At 49.1% G+C, this 20,841-nt stretch carries 20 protein-coding genes and 1 pseudogene; 11 read left to right on the top strand and 10 right to left on the bottom strand.

From position 1 onward, the window contains the following. The first annotated feature begins 81 nt into the window (after positions 1 to 81). Genes DW096_RS17305 through DW096_RS17295 form a run of 3 tightly spaced genes read left to right on the top strand, consistent with a single transcriptional unit; the run spans position 82 to position 4,116 of the window. On the top strand, positions 82 to 2,016 hold the full coding sequence (locus DW096_RS17305; protein ID WP_005830915.1) for a DNA topoisomerase IV subunit B: 1,935 nt from the start codon (positions 82 to 84) through the stop codon (positions 2,014 to 2,016). Then, the gene (gene coaD / locus DW096_RS17300; RefSeq protein ID WP_005830918.1) at positions 2,013 to 2,471 is read left to right on the top strand and encodes a pantetheine-phosphate adenylyltransferase; all 459 of its coding nucleotides are present in this window, start codon (positions 2,013 to 2,015) and stop codon (positions 2,469 to 2,471) included. The genes DW096_RS17305 and coaD overlap by 4 nt, the downstream gene beginning before the upstream one ends. Positions 2,472 to 2,502: 31 nt before the next feature. Then, the gene (locus DW096_RS17295) at positions 2,503 to 4,116 is read left to right on the top strand and encodes a S41 family peptidase (RefSeq protein WP_034529349.1); all 1,614 of its coding nucleotides are present in this window, start codon (positions 2,503 to 2,505) and stop codon (positions 4,114 to 4,116) included. 82 nt (positions 4,117 to 4,198) lie between these two features. Here the strand turns inward: DW096_RS17295 and DW096_RS17290 are convergent, their stop codons facing one another. Beyond that, on the bottom strand, positions 4,199 to 4,801 hold the full coding sequence (locus tag DW096_RS17290; RefSeq protein ID WP_118274672.1) for a phosphatase PAP2 family protein: 603 nt from the start codon (positions 4,799 to 4,801) through the stop codon (positions 4,199 to 4,201). Positions 4,802 to 4,906: 105 nt separating this feature from the next. On the opposite strand from DW096_RS17290, the gene DW096_RS17285 reads away from it, so the two are divergent. From DW096_RS17285 to DW096_RS17270, 4 genes are all read left to right on the top strand, one after another. Further along, positions 4,907 to 5,809 (top strand): AraC family transcriptional regulator, encoded by a 903-nt coding sequence (locus tag DW096_RS17285; protein ID WP_022400963.1) that lies wholly within the window; start codon positions 4,907 to 4,909, stop codon positions 5,807 to 5,809. Between the two features lie 162 nt (positions 5,810 to 5,971). Next, complete coding sequence (locus DW096_RS17280; RefSeq protein WP_005830923.1) at positions 5,972 to 6,670, top strand: succinate dehydrogenase/fumarate reductase cytochrome b subunit; 699 nt, start codon at positions 5,972 to 5,974, stop codon at positions 6,668 to 6,670. Positions 6,671 to 6,706: 36 nt separating this feature from the next. Further along, the gene (locus DW096_RS17275) at positions 6,707 to 8,653 is read left to right on the top strand and encodes a fumarate reductase/succinate dehydrogenase flavoprotein subunit (RefSeq protein ID WP_005830924.1); all 1,947 of its coding nucleotides are present in this window, start codon (positions 6,707 to 6,709) and stop codon (positions 8,651 to 8,653) included. Positions 8,654 to 8,686: 33 nt separating this feature from the next. Beyond that, entirely contained in the window at positions 8,687 to 9,442 is a 756-nt protein-coding gene (locus DW096_RS17270; RefSeq protein ID WP_005830925.1) for a succinate dehydrogenase/fumarate reductase iron-sulfur subunit, read from the top strand. Between the two features lie 138 nt (positions 9,443 to 9,580). Here DW096_RS17270 and DW096_RS17265 read toward each other — a convergent pair whose 3' ends face one another. The 4 genes and pseudogenes from DW096_RS17265 to DW096_RS17250 form a co-directional block, all read right to left on the bottom strand. Then, the gene (locus tag DW096_RS17265) at positions 9,581 to 10,444 is read right to left on the bottom strand and encodes an AraC family transcriptional regulator (protein WP_117703902.1); all 864 of its coding nucleotides are present in this window, start codon (positions 10,442 to 10,444) and stop codon (positions 9,581 to 9,583) included. 144 nt (positions 10,445 to 10,588) lie between these two features. Beyond that, the gene (locus DW096_RS17260) at positions 10,589 to 11,557 is read right to left on the bottom strand and encodes a fimbrillin family protein (protein ID WP_022400961.1); all 969 of its coding nucleotides are present in this window, start codon (positions 11,555 to 11,557) and stop codon (positions 10,589 to 10,591) included. Between the two features lie 45 nt (positions 11,558 to 11,602). Then, positions 11,603 to 12,607 (bottom strand): DUF5119 domain-containing protein, encoded by a 1,005-nt coding sequence (locus DW096_RS17255; protein WP_016272286.1) that lies wholly within the window; start codon positions 12,605 to 12,607, stop codon positions 11,603 to 11,605. Next, positions 12,583 to 13,122, bottom strand: a pseudogene (locus tag DW096_RS17250) (DUF3575 domain-containing protein); the annotation flags it as partial. The pseudogene DW096_RS17250 and the gene DW096_RS17255, both read right to left, overlap by 25 nt. A 512-nt stretch (positions 13,123 to 13,634) precedes the next feature. Between DW096_RS17250 and DW096_RS17245 the strand changes: the two are divergent. Continuing rightward, the gene (locus DW096_RS17245; protein WP_005834289.1) at positions 13,635 to 14,435 is read left to right on the top strand and encodes a glycerophosphodiester phosphodiesterase family protein; all 801 of its coding nucleotides are present in this window, start codon (positions 13,635 to 13,637) and stop codon (positions 14,433 to 14,435) included. A gap of 19 nt (positions 14,436 to 14,454) precedes the next feature. Here the strand turns inward: DW096_RS17245 and dprA are convergent, their stop codons facing one another. Genes dprA through DW096_RS17230 form a run of 3 tightly spaced genes read right to left on the bottom strand, consistent with a single transcriptional unit; the run spans position 14,455 to position 17,325 of the window. Further along, positions 14,455 to 15,573: a DNA-processing protein DprA gene (gene dprA, locus DW096_RS17240; RefSeq protein WP_005834286.1), complete on the bottom strand. Its 1,119-nt coding sequence runs from the start codon at positions 15,571 to 15,573 to the stop codon at positions 14,455 to 14,457. Between the two features lie 11 nt (positions 15,574 to 15,584). Then, a complete protein-coding gene (locus DW096_RS17235) occupies positions 15,585 to 16,001 on the bottom strand; it encodes a thioesterase family protein (protein ID WP_005834284.1) in 417 nt (138 codons plus the stop codon). Positions 16,002 to 16,032: 31 nt separating this feature from the next. Beyond that, positions 16,033 to 17,325, bottom strand: a complete 1,293-nt coding sequence (locus tag DW096_RS17230) for a peptidase U32 family protein (RefSeq protein ID WP_005830944.1) — start codon at positions 17,323 to 17,325, stop codon at positions 16,033 to 16,035. Positions 17,326 to 17,394: 69 nt separating this feature from the next. Here DW096_RS17230 and dusB point away from each other — a divergent pair, with 69 nt between their 5' ends. The 3 genes from dusB to DW096_RS19675 all read left to right on the top strand — a co-directional run bounded on the left by dusB (position 17,395) and on the right by DW096_RS19675 (position 18,859). Further along, positions 17,395 to 18,375: a tRNA dihydrouridine synthase DusB gene (gene dusB, locus DW096_RS17225; protein ID WP_005830947.1), complete on the top strand. Its 981-nt coding sequence runs from the start codon at positions 17,395 to 17,397 to the stop codon at positions 18,373 to 18,375. A gap of 102 nt (positions 18,376 to 18,477) precedes the next feature. After that, complete coding sequence (locus tag DW096_RS17220) at positions 18,478 to 18,723, top strand: hypothetical protein (RefSeq protein WP_153880885.1); 246 nt, start codon at positions 18,478 to 18,480, stop codon at positions 18,721 to 18,723. A 10-nt stretch (positions 18,724 to 18,733) separates the two neighbouring features. Next, on the top strand, positions 18,734 to 18,859 hold the full coding sequence (locus tag DW096_RS19675; protein WP_005834280.1) for a hypothetical protein: 126 nt from the start codon (positions 18,734 to 18,736) through the stop codon (positions 18,857 to 18,859). Here DW096_RS19675 and DW096_RS17215 read toward each other — a convergent pair. Beyond that, on the bottom strand, positions 18,856 to 19,821 hold the full coding sequence (locus DW096_RS17215) for a phosphatase PAP2 family protein (protein ID WP_005830954.1): 966 nt from the start codon (positions 19,819 to 19,821) through the stop codon (positions 18,856 to 18,858). The two genes, DW096_RS19675 and DW096_RS17215, sit on opposite strands and share 4 nt — an antisense overlap. Beyond that, positions 19,812 to 20,819 (bottom strand): NAD(P)-dependent oxidoreductase, encoded by a 1,008-nt coding sequence (locus tag DW096_RS17210; RefSeq protein ID WP_009037572.1) that lies wholly within the window; start codon positions 20,817 to 20,819, stop codon positions 19,812 to 19,814. The genes DW096_RS17215 and DW096_RS17210 overlap by 10 nt, the downstream gene beginning before the upstream one ends. Positions 20,820 to 20,841: the final 22 nt, after the last annotated feature.

Raw genomic sequence — 20,841 nt, 5'->3', positions numbered from 1 at the left:
TAAAAGACATTATTTTTTTGCGAACCCCCGAATTTCTCATTACCTTTGTCGCAATGCGCAATATGAAGGAATAACGTACTTATGGAAGATAACAACAATATGACCCTGCCGCTGGAAGAAGCAGACAACAATATCACAGAGAGCCCCGTTTCCAGCGTGGAATATACCGACGACAACATCCGCCACCTGGACGACATGGAGCATATCCGTGTCCGTTCCGGTATGTACATAGGCCGTCTGGGCGACGGCTCACAGAACGATGACGGCATCTATGTGTTGCTGAAAGAAGTGATGGACAACAGCATCGACGAGTTCAAGATGGGTGCCGGAAAGCGTATAGAAGTGACTATAGAAGACAGTCTGCGTGTCAGCGTACGCGACTATGGACGAGGCATTCCGCAAGGCAAACTGGTAGAGGCGGTCAGCAAACTGAATACCGGGGGTAAATATGACTCGAAGGCTTTCAAGAAAAGTGTCGGACTGAACGGCGTGGGCATCAAGGCGGTCAATGCGCTGAGTAGCCGTTTCGAGGTACGCAGTTACCGCGACGGCAAAGTACGTACCGCCATCTTCGAGAAAGGAACGCTGTTGAGTGATGTGACCGAAGACTCGACAGAAGAAAGCGGAACCTATATCTTCTTCGAACCGGACGCCACACTCTTCCTGAACTATTCCTTCCAGAACCAGTTCGTAGAAACCCTGCTGCGCAACTACACCTACCTGAATACGGGCCTCACCTTCATTTACAACGGCCAGCGCATCGTTTCCCGCCACGGGCTGGAGGACTTGCTGAAAGACAACATGACCAGCGAAGGCCTTTACGACATCATCCACCTGAAAGGAGAGGACATCGAGATTGCCTTCACACACACCAACCAATACGGCGAAGAGTACTACTCCTTTGTCAACGGGCAACACACCACCCAAGGCGGCACACACCAGACTGCCTTGAAGGAACACATTGCCCGTACCATCAAGGAGTTCTACAACAAGAACCAGGAATATGCCGACATCCGCAACGGACTGGTAGCCGCCATTGCCATCGACGTGGAGGAACCCATGTTCGAGAGCCAGACCAAAACGAAACTGGGCAGCAACAACATGTGGCCTGCCGCGCCGCAGGAACACAAGCCCGCCGGCCCCACGGTGAACAAATACGTAGGAGACTTCATCAAGACGGAAGTGGACAACTACCTCCACAAGAACCCGCTTGTGGCCGAAGTGATGCTGCAAAAGATACAAGACTCCGAGAAAGAGCGCAAAGCCATTGCCGGCGTCACCAAGCTGGCACGCGAACGCGCCAAGAAAGCCAACCTGCACAACCGCAAGCTGCGCGACTGCCGCTACCACTTGAGTGACGGTAAAGGCAAAGACCAGGAAACCGAATCCTGCATCTTCATTACCGAGGGAGACTCCGCCAGCGGTTCCATCACCAAGAGCCGCGACGTGAATACCCAAGCAGTATTCAGCCTGCGTGGTAAACCGCTAAATTCCTACGGACTCACCAAGAAAGTAGTTTATGAAAACGAAGAATTCAACTTGCTTCAAGCAGCCTTGAATATAGAAGACGGCATAGAGACACTGCGCTACAACAAAGTCATCGTAGCTACCGATGCCGATGTGGACGGCATGCACATCCGCCTGCTCATCATCACCTTCTTCCTGCAGTTCTTCCCCGACCTGATAAAGAAAGGGCATGTATATATCCTGCAAACCCCTCTCTTCCGCGTGCGCAACAAAAAGAAGACAAGTTATTGCTATACAGAGGAGGAACGTGTGAAAGCCATTGAAGAACTGGGTCCCAACCCCGAAATCACCCGATTCAAAGGTCTGGGAGAAATCTCGCCCGACGAGTTCAAGCATTTTATCGGCAAGGATATGCGTCTGGAACAAGTGTCCCTGCGCAAGACAGACCTCGTAAAAGAGCTGCTGGAATTCTACATGGGTAAGAATACCATGGAACGACAAAACTTTATTATCAACAACTTGGTTATAGAAGAAGATTTGGCATCATGAGAAGAGCTATCTTTCCGGGAACATTCGACCCGTTTACTATCGGACACTCTTCGGTAGTGAGCCGTGCACTGACTTTTATAGACGAAATCGTCATAGGCATCGGCATCAATGAAAATAAGAATACGTATTTCCCCTTGGAAAAGCGCGAACAAATGATACGAGACTACTACCGGAACGAGCCGCGCATCATTGTGCAGTCCTATGACTGCCTGACTATCGACTTTGCCCGGCAGGTAGATGCCAGTCTGATAATACGCGGCATACGCACCGTGAAGGATTTCGAATACGAGGAAACCATTGCCGACATCAACCGCAAACTGACCGGCATAGAAACCATCCTGCTCTTCACCGAGCCGGAACTTACCTGCGTCAGTTCCACCACCGTGCGCGAACTGCTGCAATACGGCAAGGACATAAGCATGTTCATACCGGAGGGAATGGAGATTAGGGATTAAGGATAAAGGATTAGGGATTAAAATGGAAATGATGAAAAAACTATTTACTATTATAATATGTATATGCGCGGTGACGGCGCAAGCGCAAAAGCCGAACAATGAAGCCCTGCGCAAACTGCAAATGGCAGAGTTTGCCATCACCAACCTTTATGTGGACAAGGTGGATGAAGACAAGCTGGTGGAAGAAGCCATCATCAAGATGCTGGCACAACTCGACCCGCACTCCACCTACAACAACGCCGAAGAAGTGAAGAAGATGAACGAGCCGTTGCAAGGCAATTTCGAGGGCATCGGCGTACAGTTTCAGATGATAGAAGATACCCTGCTTGTGATACAACCCGTGAGCAACGGACCTTCCGAGAAGGTGGGCATCCTTGCCGGCGACCGTATCGTAGCCGTCAATGACAGCGCCATTGCCGGAGTAAAAATGAGCACGGAAGATATTATGAGCCGCCTGCGCGGACCGAAAGACTCGGAAGTGAAACTCACCATCGTGCGCCGTGGCGTGGACGACCAGCTGTACTTCACCGTGAAGCGTGACAAAATTCCCATCCTCAGCCTGGACGCATCTTACATGATACAACCCAAAACCGGCTATATCCGTATCAACCGCTTCGGGGCAACCACCGCCGAAGAGTTTGCAGAAGCCCTGAAAAGCCTGCAAAAGAAAGGAATGAAAGACCTCATCCTCGACCTGCAAGGAAATGGAGGAGGGTATCTGAATGCCGCCATCGACCTTGCCAACGAATTTCTGAAGCAAAAAGAACTCATCGTCTACACCGAAGGAAGAGCCGCACGCCGCAGTGATTTCTTTGCCAAAGGTACGGGCAACTTCAAGAACGGCCGTCTCATCATATTGGTGGACGAGTACTCCGCTTCTGCCAGTGAAATCGTGACCGGAGCCATCCAGGACTGGGACAGAGGCGTGGTAGTAGGACGCCGCACCTTCGGCAAGGGATTAGTACAGCGTCCTATCGACCTGCCGGACGGTTCCATGATTCGCCTCACTATCGCCCGCTACTATACTCCTTCGGGCCGTTGTATCCAGAAGCCTTACGACAGCACCGCCAACCTCGACGGCCGCCTAACCGGCGAGAACAGTCAGGATAAGTATAACCAGGAACTGATAGACCGCTTCAATCATGGAGAAATGATTCATGCGGACAGTATCCATTTTGCCGACTCCCTGAAAGCACAGACCAAGCGTATGGGACGTACCGTTTACGGAGGTGGAGGTATCATGCCCGACTTCTTCGTCCCCATCGACACTACCCAGTACACAGACTATCACCGCAACCTCGTAGCCAAAGGCGTGGTTATCAAAGCCACTACCGGCTACATCGAGAAGCACCGGAAGGAGTTGCAGAACAAATACAAGAAATTCGAAGCCTTCAACGAGAAGTTCGAGATAGACGATAACTTCCTTGCCGAAATACGTACGCTTGCCGACAAAGAGAAAATCAAGTTTGACGAGAAACAGTACAACCAATCCCTACCGCTCATCAAGACACAACTTAAAGCCTTGATAGCCCGTGACCTATGGGACATGAACGAATACTTCCAGGTGATGAACAGCACGAACCAGAGCGTGCAGCAAGCTCTAAAAGTGCTGAACGAAGGCATCTACAGCACTATTATCCAATAGCCGACTTGAAACAAACTTAGGCGCGGATTATGCGGATTTAGTTTATCTAACTCCGCGTATTCCGCGTAATTCGCGCCTAAAATCATTCTCCGAACAGCCACTTATTCAGCCACTTGTTGACGTAGATGTTGACCACAGCACATCCAGCACCGATTGCAGCCCCCGCCAACACATCTGACGGATAATGCACTCCCTCGTTCATACGGGAAACTCCCACGGAACAAGCCCACAGGGCAGACGGAGCTATCACATACCATTTAGGATACTTTACACTGAGCGAGGTGGCAAGGGCAAAAGCCGTCGCCGTATGTCCGGAAGGAAAAGACGGGCTGCCTTCATGGCTATATGCATGCACTCTGTCGGGATATTTATCATAAGGACGCTCACGGTCCACCAGATATTTCATTCCATAAGTCACAACAAAAGCCCCCGCTACACTTGTACCTACGTAGACCGCATCTTTCAGCAAACCCTTATCATGTTTTATCCAAGCGGCAACCGCCATCGCCACCGGAACACCGACAGCAACATAGGGCTCCGAACGTGAAATTATCTTATTATAGTTACGGACAAACTTGCCATCCCAACTGTTAACCCGGTGCAAAGTGTTAATATCCCAATTCTGTGCCGAAAGACCGGATACAACAAGGTAGATAAAATATACAAAAAAAATAGCCTTTTTCATAAGTCCTTTATATTAGTTTGACGCAAAGATAGGACAAATAGATAGAGTTTTCACAAAAAAATTCTATCTTTGTTGCCACATTTATAATAATTCGCTAATCATTTCATGAGACTGGAAACTTGCTGCAACCGACAGATTGATTGTATGGTATGTCCCCAAAAATCAGAAGGAGTATTGGTTTACCGCCACTACCCCAAGGGACAACATTTCTCTGCTGAAAAGTGCACACAGAACAGCATGATATTTATGCTGAAAGGTGAATTACTTGTAAACAGTGACGAATATCCGGGCACCACTCTCCAAAGCCGCCAGCTCATCTTGCAAGCCATCGGCTCCAAAGTAGAACTCCTGGCTTTGACCGAAGTGGAATATATTGTGTATTGGTTCACCGAGCTTCCTCTGATTTGCGAAGAGCGCTACAAGGAGATACTGAAACGCTCGGAAGCCCCCTTGACTTATACCCCGCTTACCGCGATTTCCATGCTCGAAGGGCTCCTGAAAAGCCTTGCCTGCTACCTCAACGAGCAACCCTATGCGTGCAGCAAATACATTGAAATGAAATGCCAGGAATTGGTATACATATTGACATGCTACTATCCGCTACACCAAATCAGTACATTCTTCTATCCCATCAGCACTTATACGGAAAGCTTCCAATATTTCGTCATGCAGAACTACGACAAGGTGAAGAATGTGGAAGAGTTTGCCCACCTCGGTGGATATACCACCACCACATTCCGCCGTCTGTTTAAAAATATGTATGGGGTCCCGGTCTATGAATGGATTCTGGACAAGAAACGTGAAGGAATTCTGAACGACCTGCAATACACCAAACAACGCATTTCAGTCATCAGCGCCCGCTATGGCTTTGATTCCCTATCCCACTTTGCCCACTTCTGCAAAGACTCTTTCGGAGACACGCCCCGCGCCCTGAGAAAACGTTCAGCAAACGGAGAAAAGATTTCCATTATCTGCAAAGAGCAAGGCAAAGACCAGGAGGACGAGTAAACCTTTTACTTGTCCGTAAACTTCGCATTCTGCCGGATTACGGAATTATTTCTTTAATCGCTTGCTTTATCGCTGGATTTCTCCTATTTTTGCGAAACATTTACAGAAGTATCCTGATAGAACAAATTTTCAAACTATTAAATAACTTAAATTCAATCATTTATGTGGTTAAGTAATTCATCTGTAGGAAGGAAAGTGGTGATGAGCGTTACCGGTATCGCCCTTGTCCTGTTTCTGACATTTCACATGGCGATGAACCTGGTTGCATTAGTCTCGGCTAATGGCTACAACATGGTTTGTGAGTTCCTGGGAGCAAACTGGTACGCATTGGTGGCTACGGTAGGTCTGGCTGCCTTATTCATCATCCACATCATCTACGCTTTCTGGCTGACTATGCAGAACCGTAAGGCACGTGGTAGCGAACGCTATGCCGTTACGGAAAAGCCCAAGACTGTGGAATGGGCTTCTCAAAACATGCTCGTACTGGGTATCATCGTAATCGTGGGTTTGGGCCTGCACCTGGTAAACTTCTGGGCTAAAATGCAGCTTCCCGAGTTGATGCACAACATGGGCATGCATGCTGACACCCTCACGCTGGCATATGCAGCCAACGGTGTCTATCACATTCAGAACACCTTCAGCAATCCGGTATTCGTAGTGCTTTACCTTGTTTGGCTGGGCGCATTGTGGTTCCACCTCACTCACGGTTTCTGGAGCTCCATGCAGTCTTTGGGCTGGAACAACAAAGTATGGATTAACCGTTGGAAATGTATCTCCAACATCTATTCTACTATCGTTGTCCTCTGCTTCGCTCTGGTAGTTGTCGTATTCTTTGCAAAATCATTGTGCGGCGCTTGCTAAATTCAAATTGTAAATGACTAAATTGTAAATTGCATTATGACTAAGATAGATTCTAAAATACCGGAAGGACCGGTGGCTGAGAAATGGACCAATTATAAGGCTCACCAAAAATTAGTAAACCCTGCCAACAAACGTCGTCTGGACATCATCGTAGTAGGAACCGGACTTGCCGGTGCCAGTGCTGCCGCCTCTCTGGGCGAAATGGGTTTCAGAGTATTCAACTTCTGCATCCAGGACTCTCCGCGCCGTGCACACTCCATCGCTGCACAAGGTGGTATCAATGCTGCTAAGAATTACCAAAACGACGGTGACTCTGTATACCGTCTGTTCTACGATACAGTAAAGGGTGGCGACTACCGTGCCCGCGAAGCCAACGTTTACCGTCTGGCTGAAGTATCCAACAATATTATCGACCAATGCGTTGCACAAGGTGTTCCTTTCGCCCGCGAATACGGCGGTACACTGGACAACCGTTCTTTCGGTGGTGCTCAGGTATCCCGTACTTTCTATGCCAAGGGTCAGACCGGACAGCAGCTGTTGCTGGGTGCATACTCTGCATTGAGCCGCCAGGTGAACGTAGGCACTGTGAAACTGTATACCCGCTACGAAATGGAAGACGTTGTCCTCATTGACGGACGTGCCCGCGGTATCATTGCAAAGAACCTCGTTACCGGTAAATTGGAACGTTTTGCCGCCCACGCTGTGGTAATCGCTACCGGTGGTTACGGCAATGCCTACTTCCTTTCTACCAATGCAATGGCATGTAACTGCTCTGCAGCAATGGCTTGCTACCGTAAAGGTGCCTGGTTTGCCAACCCTGCTTACGTACAGATTCACCCCACTTGTATCCCGGTTCACGGTGACAAGCAGTCTAAGCTGACTTTGATGTCCGAATCTCTGCGTAACGATGGTCGTATCTGGGTTCCGAAGAAGCTGGAAGATGCCAAGAAACTGCAGGAAGGTACACTGCAAGGAAAAGATATTCCCGAGGAAGACCGCGACTACTACCTGGAACGCCGTTATCCGGCATTCGGTAACCTCGTTCCGCGTGACGTTGCCAGCCGCGCTGCCAAAGAACGCTGCGACAAGGGCTTCGGCGTGAACAACACCGGTCTTGCCGTATTCCTTGACTTCTCCGAAGCTATCAACCGTCTGGGTAAAGATGTCGTTGCACAACGTTACGGCAACCTCTTCGATATGTATGAAGAAATCACTGATGTCAGCCCATACGAAAACCCGATGATGATTTATCCGGCTATCCACTATACCATGGGTGGTATCTGGGTTGACTACGAACTGATGACCTCCATCAAGGGACTGTTCGCCATCGGTGAATGTAACTTCTCCGACCACGGTGCAAACCGCCTCGGTGCTTCCGCCCTGATGCAAGGTCTGGCCGATGGTTACTTCGTATTGCCTTACACTATCCAGAACTATCTGGCCGACCAGATTACAGTTCCCCGTTTCTCTACCGACCTGCCCGAATTTGCAGCTGCAGAAAAGGCCGTTCAGGAGAAGATTGACTGGATGATGAACATCAAGGGTAAGAAGTCTGTAGACTCTATCCACAAGGAACTGGGCCACATTATGTGGGAATATGTAGGTATGGGACGTACGGCCGAAGGCTTGAAGGAAGGTCTGAAGAAGCTGAAAGAAGTCCGCAAGGAGTTCGAGAAAGAACTGTTCATCCCGGGCGACAAGGAAGGTATGAATGTAGAACTCGACAAGGCTATCCGTCTGTACGACTTCATCACTATGGGCGAGCTGGTTGCTTACGATGCACTGAACCGTAACGAAAGCTGCGGCGGTCACTTCCGTGAAGAATATCAGACTGAAGAAGGCGAAGCCAAGCGTGACGATGAAAACTACTTCTACGTGGCTTGCTGGGAATATCAGGGTTCTGACGAAAAGGAACCGGTATTGCTGAAAGAGCCGCTGGTTTACGAAGCAATCAAGGTACAGACTCGTAACTACAAGAGCTAATCGGGAAGTTGAACATTTAAAGAATTAAAGAAAATGGATAAAAATATATCATTTACGCTCAAGGTATGGCGCCAGAAGGGTCCGAAAGCAAAAGGCGCTTTTGAAACATACCAAATGAAAGATATCCCGGGCGATACTTCATTCCTCGAAATGCTGGATATCTTGAACGAACAGCTGATTTCTGAAGGTAAAGAACCGGTTGTATTCGACCACGACTGCCGCGAAGGTATCTGCGGTATGTGTTCGCTCTACATCAACGGACATCCCCACGGTCCTGCAACCGGCGCTACGACTTGCCAGATTTATATGCGTCGTTTCAACGACGGCGATACCATCACTGTTGAACCGTGGCGCTCTGCCGGTTTCCCGGTTATCAAGGACTTGATGGTCGACCGTACGGCCTACGACAAGATTATGCAGGCAGGCGGCTACGTCAGCGTACGTACCGGTGCTCCCCAGGATGCCAACGCTATCCTGATTCCGAAGCCCATCGCTGACGAGGCTATGGATGCTGCCAGCTGTATCGGTTGTGGTGCTTGTGTGGCTGCTTGTAAGAATGGTTCTGCTATGCTGTTCGTTTCTGCCAAGGTGAGCCAGCTGAACCTGTTGCCCCAAGGCAAACCGGAAGCATTGCGCCGTGCCAAGGCTATGTTGAGCAAGATGGACGAACTCGGTTTCGGTAACTGTACAAACACTCGTGCGTGCGAAGCTGAATGCCCGAAGAATGTTTCCATCAGCAACATTGCTCGCCTGAACCGCGACTTTATCATTGCGAAACTGAAAGACTAATCCGGTCTTTCTGCAAATAATATAGGATGCGCTTCGGATAAACCTTTTGAGCAAGCTCAGATTTATCACTCAGCTTTCACTATATTTGATTAATATCACAAGAGACTCCTCTGCCGGGAAACCGCCGGAGGAGTTTTTTTATGACATGCCGTTTACTTCAGATAAATTGCCGGCACGCAAGCTACGGGGAGAAGCCCCGAAATTCTTTTTGCAGAAATTGGAAAAATGAGGCAGCGATTCAAAGCCATATTTATAGCAAATCTCTGATATAGAAGCATCCGTATAACGAAGTTCATAAACCACGCTTTCCTTCCTCCGTTCCATCATCCACTCGTACACCGGTTGATGAAAAACAGAATTGAATATACGCCGGAAAGTAGCTACTGTATATCCTCCCAACTGGGCAAGTTCCTCTACCGTCTTGACTTTGGCATGATTCTGCAAGACAAAGTAGTGGAAGGAATTAGTATACTGGGCAAGAGAATGTATCAGCATGGAAAGCTCATAGTCGGAGTAGTAATTTCCAAGAATGAAAGCAAGTTCTTTCCGTTTGAAACAAAGCATTTCCCGGCAAATCTTCTCCTCGGACAAATAGGCCTTGGAACTTTCCAGAAAGAGCTGCAACTCGGGAGTAATGGTCAAAGGATAGAATATCAATGGAGGGGTAACCTCTTTCATAATATGGTTATACCGGTCCTCACAGAAGAATTCAGGCTTACTGAACCGGTAACAAACGCATTCCACATCCGTCATGGCAAGTATTTCGTACTTGGAACCAATAGCTTGAAGGATGAACTCACCTGCATGCAACACAGTTCCCGCATACTCCTTACTGTTGACAAGCACTTCTCCTTTCAGCAGGAAAATTATAATATTTTCCTCACACTTTCGCGCCGGCAGATGGAATCCTCTGAGGTGGGAAGCATATATTATTGCATTGTCCACAGCCTTGGGACATTGAGCGCATTGTTTTTTACCTCTGCAAGCAGAAGAGTTGGGCATCGGCAAGTAGATTTGTTTGTTGCAGTGACAAAAATAGATAAATAATACTCATAAAAGAAACATTCCCCGAAAACTTTCATAAAGAAGTTTCGGGGAATGAATAAAATAGAAGTAATTCAGTTTTTTATTGCGGACAGTGCCGTTTTATTTTTCCACGTTCGTATCATCAGCCGTACTCCATGGACCAACTTCAGGTACAAAGGTTACTTTTGCCGCCTTATTGGCCAGCGTCAGCGTATAACGTATCTTTTTGCCTTCACCCCAGGCTTGTGTATCATTCAAGTCAATGGCGGAAGTTACAGTATCAAGAAGAACGTCTTTCTCATAGATGTCATAGACAACATTGATTTTGGCGTTCGTATCCAACGTCTGGGGCATCAACATCCAGGCTGTATTCACTTCCACACCCGTTGTATTCACTTCCAATGCACCATCGTCAATCGTATGTGCATAAGTGGCTGTTCCTTCCTGTGACTTCCATGTTGAATCATCAAAACCATAAGTTCCTTTATTGTGCACACCGGATATTGTAAGTGTTTTCAGTTTATAAGTCAAAGCGTCGGCTGCCTTGACAGTGAAATTTATTTGGGTCAGTATATGGCCGAATTTCAAAGATACCCCACTGGCATTTGATGCCTTGGTTGCATCCGTCGCTTTCGCGGCTACCAAGTCCGTTTGGGCAGCTACATCCGCTACCGTATAAGTAATGGAAGGATATATAGCACCAGCAGCCGGTTGATTGTACGTCAAGGCCCCGGTACCCGGATTCCCGTAAGCAAAGAACTGCAAGTTATCCGTCATTGGCCAATAATATGTTCCCCCAGTCAAACTCCAGTCGGGAGCACTATAAGTTACCTTAACAGCTGCCATGAATTCCTTCATTGCATCAAAAGTCGCAACGGAGGCCATTGTTGTTGCTCCCGTATTATAAGCATACACAGTGAACCCTACCTTCTGCAATTCCGGCAAATCAGTCACTGTGGCTCTCGTAGTGTTACCCACTACTGTTCCCAATTTAATCTCCGCCTTTTGTCCGGCATTCTCTATCTCCTCACTTTCCGAGCAACTCATTACTGCTGCTGCAGCCAAAGCCAAAAATAAAACCTTCTTCATAATTGTCTGTTATTAAAGTTAATATATTTATTTGTCTGTTTGCTATCAATTCACCGGTAGCTCCACATCCGTCTCATCATCCCAATCATCCACATCGCCACCAATCCCTCCATCTCCTTCATCGGTTCCCGGTTCCAAATCATCCACCACAACCTTGTCCTCCGGTACGGGAACCTCGATATGGATTTCCGACCCAGGAACGCCCACATCAGGTTCTTCTTCGCCTCCTCCCGAGGGAGGAGCTGTTTCAATCACTTCCGTGATATCCACCTTCACCTCTTGAACCGTTTTATCTCGTTTCACAATCTTCAGTGTCAGCAACATAGGACTATCCGCACGGGTCTTGGTATCTTTCAGTAATACAAAACTGGAGAAATACCCCCATAAAAGCCCGTTTTCACGCTTTGTATCCACACATATAGGTACCTCGCTCAAATGGCAAGCACGGTTGCCTATAAAGTAACTTCCGTTCAAGCCGTCCACATGGCAGATGATGCTCGATATTCTATCCCATCCTTCCACCTTTATATCAAAGGAATAATGGTCCACTACCGCTTCCGGCTTCCAGTCCAACGGAAGCGCCACATCACTCTGCCTTATTTCCACCTCGTCCAAAGCCACCACATACAAAGGGTCGGGCGACCAAACCATATCTTCGTGTACATCCAGCCCCGTACAGTGTCCCGTAAAAGCCTCAATCGTCTCATAACTCTCGTCGCCCCGTATCTGTATACTCTCCGTATTGAAGTTATAGGCCACCACCGCATACTTCCCCGGCGGTACCTTCACCTCACCCCCTCCGGCAGGCAGATAACTTTCAACCTTTCTCCCTTGAGTATCTTTCGGATAGAAGATAATCCGCATGGTCTGCGGCAGCTTATCCGTCACCCCTTTCCAATCCAGTTTAATCTGTACTCCGCTAACGGGATAATCATCCAGCATATCGCGGAAGTCACAGCTTCCCAGCATTGGCAACAGCCCGAAGAACAGCCAGAGAATCATATGCCGTGCATCTTTCATACCACTCATCTCCCCGACGTTAGAAGCCACACCAAAGAAATTTTTGCTTTTGTCGGCCCGATAAAGTGATACTTTCCACTGCTGACCCAAACCAAGTCATTTCCATAAGAAGTATATTTCCTGTACTCCGTATCCAAGTATCCAATGCCCACACTGAATTCAATCGCCAGATGCCGAGCCAGTGGACGCACGTATCCATAAGTTATTCCTGCAGCTGCGTAATACTTCCCCCGGTATCCCTTCTCCTTTTTCAACTGAAAATCATAGGTACCTCCTTCGGCATATGCTCCCAGGAAGTGTCCGGACAATCTTCCGCGCGTATGGCGGTTTCCCAACCAGTAACGCGCCTCTGTCCCTCCCGAAAGGAGCTGATAGCAGAAATTACATCCGCTGTCAGACCACCAAGGGCATTTGTACTCAACATTCAAAGACCACCTCTTTCCCAATGGCAGCTCCACTTCTATGTTCGGAGCCAAGGCCAGGTCGTAAAGCAAATTATTTTTTAACGCCAGCACCGTTTTACAAGTATGGCTATGGGATTCTACCGACTTATTCTGCCCTATTACCTGCCCCGACATCATGCAAAAAAGGAGTAGCCAAAAGACATATATAAAAATGCGTTTTCCCATAATTTCGCGTTGTATACAAACAAAAGTAGAAGATAATTACCGAATAAAAATCACTTTCCATCACTCTTTTCAAAGGCTGAAAGGTTCTGTGAAACGATTGAAACAGATTTGCAACTTCTGCCTTATCCGGGACGCTGTGAATAGATTCTTCTCTCTCAAAAAGTCAATCCGTGTGCGAAAACAGTAAAATTCAGTGAAAGAAATACAAAAGAAGTAGCAGGAACATTCTGAAATTTGGAAGATAACAACGGGAACCTTACATTTGTAATGTGATTTTTTTCATAGTATTAGATTTAAGGTTAACAAAGGTTGGAGTACAGCGGTACTCCTTTTTTTATGCCCATACGTTTCTCCGAATGACAAAAAATAGCTATCTTCGATGGCTTTTATAACTGTTAAAGAAGAAAACATCACTACTTGAGCCCATTATGAAAAAACCGGTACTCACATTGCTTTCCATAATCCTACTTACCGCAGGATGTTCCCAACGGCCTGCCACCACCAAGATACCCCTAACCAGCGCACACCGTGGTGCGGCCACCATCGCTCCCGAAAACACAATGGCATCCGTAGATTCGTGCATCAAATACGGTGTAGGCAATATAGAATGCGATGTCTGCATCAGTAAGGACAGTGTCTTCTACGTACTGCACGATTCCACCCTCGACCGTACCACCAACGGTACCGGCGCCATCTCCCAATGGCTGTCCACCGACATCGACACACTGGATGCCGGCTCTTGGTTTGCGCCCCGATTTGCCGGACAACGGGTACTACGCCTTACCGACCTGCTACGCAAGGCCAAAGAGCACGGTTTAAGAATCACCATCGACTACCGCAACGGCGGTCTGCACCAATTACTGAACTTGATAAAGGACGAAGGCATGCTGGAAAACTGCAACTTCACCTTCAGCAAGGAGTATCATGCCAAATGCTTCAGAAAGATGGCACCCGAGGTAAGAACCCTGCAAGCCTACATCAAAAGTGAAAAGGACATAGAGCATGTCGTAAAGGAACTGCATCCCGACATCGCTGTCGTCTGGATTGACTCCCTTACCCCGCAATTCGTAAAGAAATGCCGTGAGCACAACCTGCAGGTACTGGCACTTGTCCTGGGGCTGGACGACAAGACGGAAGAGAACCAGAAGGCAGTCGACCTGGGGGTAGACATCATAGCGACAGACCACCCGGAAAAGTTCATCATGAAATACGGGAAACCGTCCATATAAGGCAAGAGACCTGCCGCGCTCAAGTCAGCAAGTGATAGACACCACCCACCATTGCCTTGACCACTCCCTTCATCTCCAATTCAAAAAGCAAGGCACTCATCCGGTTGACGGGTATGTCCGCTTCCACCACCATCGCATTGATATGGAGGTCTCCCTGCCGCATAAGAATACGCACAACGAGCTCCTCCTCTTCCGTCAGTTCCGGGAAGAGATTACGCTGGATACCTTCTGTCCGGGCAGGCTGCTCCGCTACGGCCCAGCCCATAATCTGCACAAACTCTTCCGCACTCTGGATAAGGGCGGCCTTGTTGTCGCGTATCAACCGGTTGCAACCGATGGAAGATTCGTCCGTAACACGTCCCGGAACGGCAAAACAGTCACGATGGTATCCCTCCGCCAACTCTGCAGTGATAAGGGAACCTCCCTTTGCGGCAGACTCCACCACAATGGTAGCATCACTCATACCCGCCACAATACGGTTGCGGCTGACGAAATTATGCTTGTCCGGATTCGTCCCGGTAAGGAATTCGGTCAGCAGTCCGCCTTGTGCCAGCATGTCGATGGCTGTTTTCCGGTGGACATACGGATAGATGCGGTCCAGTCCGTGAGCAAGGACAGCAACGGTAGGGAGATGATTTGCCAAAGCGGCCCGATGGGCATGGATATCTATCCCGTAAGCCAGTCCGCTTACTACCAGCACATCGGGACAAAGAACGGCCAAATCGCGCAGGAAGTCGGCACAGAATTGCTTGCCGTAATCGGTGGCACGGCGTGTACCTACCATATCGATGACATGCAGGCGGTTGAAATCGGTGTTTCCTTTAAAGAAAAGTACAATCGGCGCATCTTCACATTCACGCAAGCGCGAAGGGTAAGCCTCATCCTTCAACGTCAGGCAGGAAAGACGATTCTTCTCTACAAACTCCATCTCCTGCTCGGCACGCAGAAAGGCAGCGGGACAATCAAGAGCCGTCACTACCCCCGGATTCACACCGGGCATGATTTCGGGGAGCTCCTTCCGCCGACTGAATACTTCGGCAGCACTGCCCATACCCTCTATTAAACGCTTTGCCCCGATATGTCCTATACCGGGGCAAAGTGTGAGAGCTATGCTGCAAATCCGTTCGTCACTGTTCATTCCACCACAGATTACACAGATTCACACGGATTGAGATAAGGGGCAAAGAGACGGTCGAACAGTTCGCTATCGCTTAACCGTCCGTTCACCACACATACGGTTTCAACTATGCCTTTGAGACAGACTTTGCCGTCGGAAGCACGGAAGATATCTTGGTAAAAGACGTACTTGATACCCTCCTTCTTCATGTAGAGTTTGGAGACAAACTCGTCACCACTCCTCAGGGGAGTCTTGAAAGCCATATTGATACGTGCCACTACCGGGTCTACCCCCTGCTCGTGCAGTCCGGCAAAGCTGACGCCGGCACTCAACAGAAACTCATGGCGCGTATGCTCCAGATAATGCTGATAATTGGCATTATTGACGATGCCTTGCAGGTCGCATTCATAGTCGCGCACCTTCATGGGAAGTTCATAGATATAATTCATATTTACTATTGGACTATTTACTATTTGATACTTAGCCACGTTGTTTCTCCACATCCAAGCCTTTGAACTTCTTCAGTTCCTCTACGCTGACCAGCTTGTAGAGTTTGTCACTGGGACGTATTTTCACCGATTTCATCGAGAAATGCTGGCCTTTCTTTACAGTCTGCACGGGTTTCAAATCGACGCGTGCCTCGTCCAAAGTGACGAATTCGGCACCCGTTGTGGGACCCGTAATCAGCAACTTGTCGCCTACGCTCACTTCGGCTGCTTCTACCAGGAACTCCGCCACACCGATGTTTGAGAAGTAGCGGATACCCTTACCCACATAGATTTTACGTTCCGTAGCGGCAGAGCCGTAGTTCTTGGTCCATTCGCCCAAGCGTTGTCCCAGGTAGTAGCCGTCCCAGAAACCACGATTGAAGACCGTCTTCAAGCGTTCGTCCCACCGAGCAATTTTCTCATCGGTGAATGTATCGTCCAGATAGGAACGGATGGCTTCTTTGTAACACTCCACTACCGTGCGCACGTACTCGGGTCCGCGGGCACGTCCTTCTATTTTGAAAACACGAACACCTGCATCCAGCATCTTGTTCATGAAGTGGATAGTTTTTAAGTCTTTGGGGGACATGATGTATTGGTTGTCCACCTCCAATTCCACATCCGTCTCCTTGTCGCGCACCGTATAACTACGGCGGCATACCTGCATGCAGGCACCGCGGTTGGCGGAGTGGTTCATCTCATGCAATGAGAGATAACACTTTCCGCTGACTGCCATGCAAAGGGCACCGTGGCAGAACATCTCTATACGTATCTGCTCTCCGCTGGGTCCACAGATATTCTCCTCACGGATATGGCGGTAGATTTCTGCCACTTGCTCCAGATTCAACTCACGCGCCAGCACCACCACATCGGCAAACTGCGCATAGAAGCGCAGGGCTTCCACGTTGCTGATGTTGAGCTGTGTGCTGAGGTGTACCTCCTGCCCTATCTGCCGGGCATAGCTCATCACTGCCACATCAGCGGCAATGACTGCCGAGATGCCTGCCGCCTTTGCCGCATCTACAATGGTACGCATCAGCGGAATGTCATGGTCGTATATAATGGTATTGACGGTGAGGTAGCTCTTCATGCCATGTTCGTCGCACGTCCGGGCTATTTCCCGCAAATCGTCGATAGTGAAGGTATTTGCCGAACGGGCACGCATGTTCAGGTTCTCGATACCGAAATAGATGGAGTCGGCACCTGCTTGTATGGCTGCTGCGAGAGATTCGCGCGAGCCTACCGGTGCCATGATTTCGAAGTCACTGATTGAGTGTTTCATCATTTCTTTTTGAATTAGAGTATGCAAAGGTAGGCTTTTTTCTGTACTTTTGCGGACAAATCCGCTTAGATTATGAAGATTAAAGATATAGACCTGGGCCCACGCCCCGTATTCCTCGCCCCGATGGAGGACGTCACCGACCCTGCTTTCCGCCTGATGTGCAAGCACTTCGGAGCAGACATGGTATATACCGAGTTCGTTTCTGCCGATGCCTTGATACGCTCCGTAGGCAAGACCCAGCAGAAACTGAACATCAGCGATGAAGAGCGGCCCGTAGCCATACAGATATACGGACGGGACACCGCCACCATGGTAGAAGCCGCCCGCATTGTGGAGCAGGCACATCCGGACACGCTGGACATCAACTTCGGCTGCCCCGTGAAGCGCGTTGCCGGCAAGGGTGCCGGTGCCGGTATGCTACAGAACATTCCGCTGATGCTGGAAATCACTCGTGCCGTGGTAGATGCCGTGAAGATTCCCGTCACCGTGAAGACCCGCCTGGGCTGGGATGCCAACAGTAAAATCATCGTAGACCTTGCCGAGCAGTTGCAGGACTGCGGCATTGCCGCCCTCACCATCCACGGCCGTACCCGCGCCCAGATGTATACCGGCGAGGCGGACTGGACACTTATCGGCGAGGTGAAAAAGAACCCACGCATGCACATTCCCATCATCGGCAACGGTGATATCACCACTCCCCAACGGGCCAAAGAATGCTTCGACCTCTACGGTGTGGACGCCATCATGATAGGCCGTGCCAGCTTCGGCCGCCCGTGGTTCTTTAAGGAAGTGAAGCATTATTTGGAGACGGGCGAAGAACTCCCTCCGCCGAGTTCCGAATGGCGGCTGAACGTACTCCGCCAGGAAGTGGAAGACAGCGTCAACCTGCTGGATGAACGACGGGGCATACTGCACGTGCGCCGCCACCTGGCAGCAAGCCCGCTCTTCAAAGGGATTCCCAATTTCCGCGACACCCGGATAGCCATGCTGCGGGCAGAGACGAAGGAGGAACTGTACCGCATCTTCGAAGAGATAGAACCGTTGCTGCCATAGGAGAAAACCGCATACGATTTTTACCATCGAGTCCGATACTTGAGCAATCATCCTCACGCTCCTTCTTGAATAGCTTCTGAGAGGGGGGCTATTCAGACGCAGATGACACGCTTTGTTGCCATCCGCATAACTCACTGTCTGTCAGCAAGAAATTTTGCCAACCACTTGCCTTGCCCTTGGCAAACTTTTGCCATGCCTATGGCAAAGTTTTGCCAACGCGGTGGCAAAGCCTTGCCAATGGGAAGGCAAAACCTTACCAACAAGGAGGCAAGAAAAAAAACATTGTTTCTTTGGCAGAAAGAAACAAGTCCCTATATTCGTCTTCCCAAGAAAGAAAGAATCCCATAAATATGTCTTTATGAAAAAGAAAAAACTGCTCAAACAGCTCATCGTAAACTTCCAGCATTCACTTCCGGCAGAAGTTTATCCGCGTACATTGGTATTGCCCACAGACAGTGGAAAGATAATCACCGTGCCCGACTAGCGGAACATCGGCTGCGCAAACCATCGCTTGAACATCCACGTGGCCAGGATATAAATGCCGAAAGCCGATACGAAACCCACGATAGAGTCTATCAGGTAATGTGCCTGGATATAGACCGTAGCCCCGCACAACAGCAGATAGAAAGGAAACAAGCAGGCAAACAGACGCTTGCTGCCACGCCATGCCATAATCATCAGTACCGTAGACATTCCGACGTGCGAACTGGGAAAAGCAGCCGTGGGGCGCTCACCCACCTGCTGGGAACTCTCCACCAGGTTGTAGAAGAAGCCGTGCTCATAGCCCGGACCGGGAAGAAGTTCCTGATGGTGATGGAAATAGTCACCGATGGACGGAAAGATACCTTGCGCCACATGGTCGCTTCCAATGGCGGGGAAGTAGAACTGCGGCCCGGCAACGGGGACGAAAATATAAATAAGGTAATAGATGAAGAAAGCGGTGACGATGACGAACGAAACCTTCTCGAAAAGGTCGAAACGATAAAGGAAATACCACACCACCACCAGCAGAATCATCGGATAATAGAAGAAGTACCCCATATTGAACGGCTCGCTCACCCACATCTGCGGAAACCTTTCACAGAACCACACAGCAGGCTGTCCGCCAAACATCCACTGCTCCACCGACGCGAACACGTGGTCGAGATTGGGGAATATCCGGTTGAACTCAAAGGTGTCGGGATACCAATAGGAAAGCAGTGACATCTGGATGGCTATGCGCACAAAGGCAGAGAACTTGCAGGGTGCCAGCCGGTAAAGATACATCAGCAGGAACGTCATACCCGCAATGACAACACGGTCTGCAAGCATCTGCACCGGATGATCCATTTCCTGAAAAAGAAACAGAATGAGAATGGAAGTCAGCAAATTGTATATCAGCGTAATCTTCTCTACCGCAAAAAGCCCCTTACGGGTTTCTACCCTTTTAAATAAATCTAAAGCCATCCCTTATCCTTATACCAGGCAATGGTTTCCTTTACACCCCGTTCCAGGTCGTACTCAGGACTGAAGCCCAGTTCCTCGACGGCCGGTGTGATGTCACACTGCCAGTTGCGTTGTTTCATTATTCTATACTTGTCCGAATTGAGCGTACTGGTCTTGTTCTGCCGCTTCGCCCAAAATTCAGCGAGCAAAGATACGACTTTCAATACAATTAACGGACATCTCAGGCGAATAACAAACGGATTGCCCAATTCTTTCCTTATCAAATCGGAAAAAGCACGGCTGCTATACACCTTCCCGTCAGCCAGGAAATAGGCGCGGCGGGACACCTGCTTCTCTATCCCGAGGAAGATGGCCTGCACGATATCCTTTACATATACAAACGTCAAGTCCTGGCGGCAGAAGCCTACAGAAAAGTCCGTATGCTGCCGGATGGACTTTGCCATAAGATAATAATCCTTCTCACGCGGCCCGTATACACCCGTCGGCCGGTAGATGACGTAGGGGAAACCCGGAATACTCTGCAAATAAAGTTCTGTTTTCAGTTTACTGAGTCCGTAGGCGGTATTGGGTGAAGGGGGGTCACTCTCCATAATCGGGTCGTAGGTCCTCTCGCGTACCGGGCCGAACACACTCAGCGTACTGATGAAGATAAACTGCTTGGGAATCATGTTCAGCTCCCTCAGCGTATCGATGAAGTATTTGGTCTGCAGATAATTCACCAAATCGAATTCGTTCTTGTCCACACACTTCGTCACACCGGCACAATGGACAATATAATCAAACTTATTGTAGGTCCCTTTATGTCCCGAGAGTTGTGCCCTCAGTTCATTGGGGTGCGCAAAGTCCAGTTCGAGGAAATGTATCTTGCGGTCACGCAGATACTCGCGGCTGCTGGACGAACGTACACCCGCCCACACACCGAACTTGCGCTTCAACGCCTCCTCCACGATGAAACTTCCGATAAATCCGCTTGCTCCTGTAATTAAAATCGATTCCACTTCTTCTGTTACAAATTACTAA

Origin of the sequence: Bacteroides sp. AM07-18, from assembly GCF_003602695.1 — a bacterium.
Taxonomy (GTDB): Bacteria; Bacteroidota; Bacteroidia; order Bacteroidales; family Bacteroidaceae; genus Bacteroides; species Bacteroides uniformis.
This window is presented reverse-complemented; position numbering and strand designations above follow the sequence as displayed.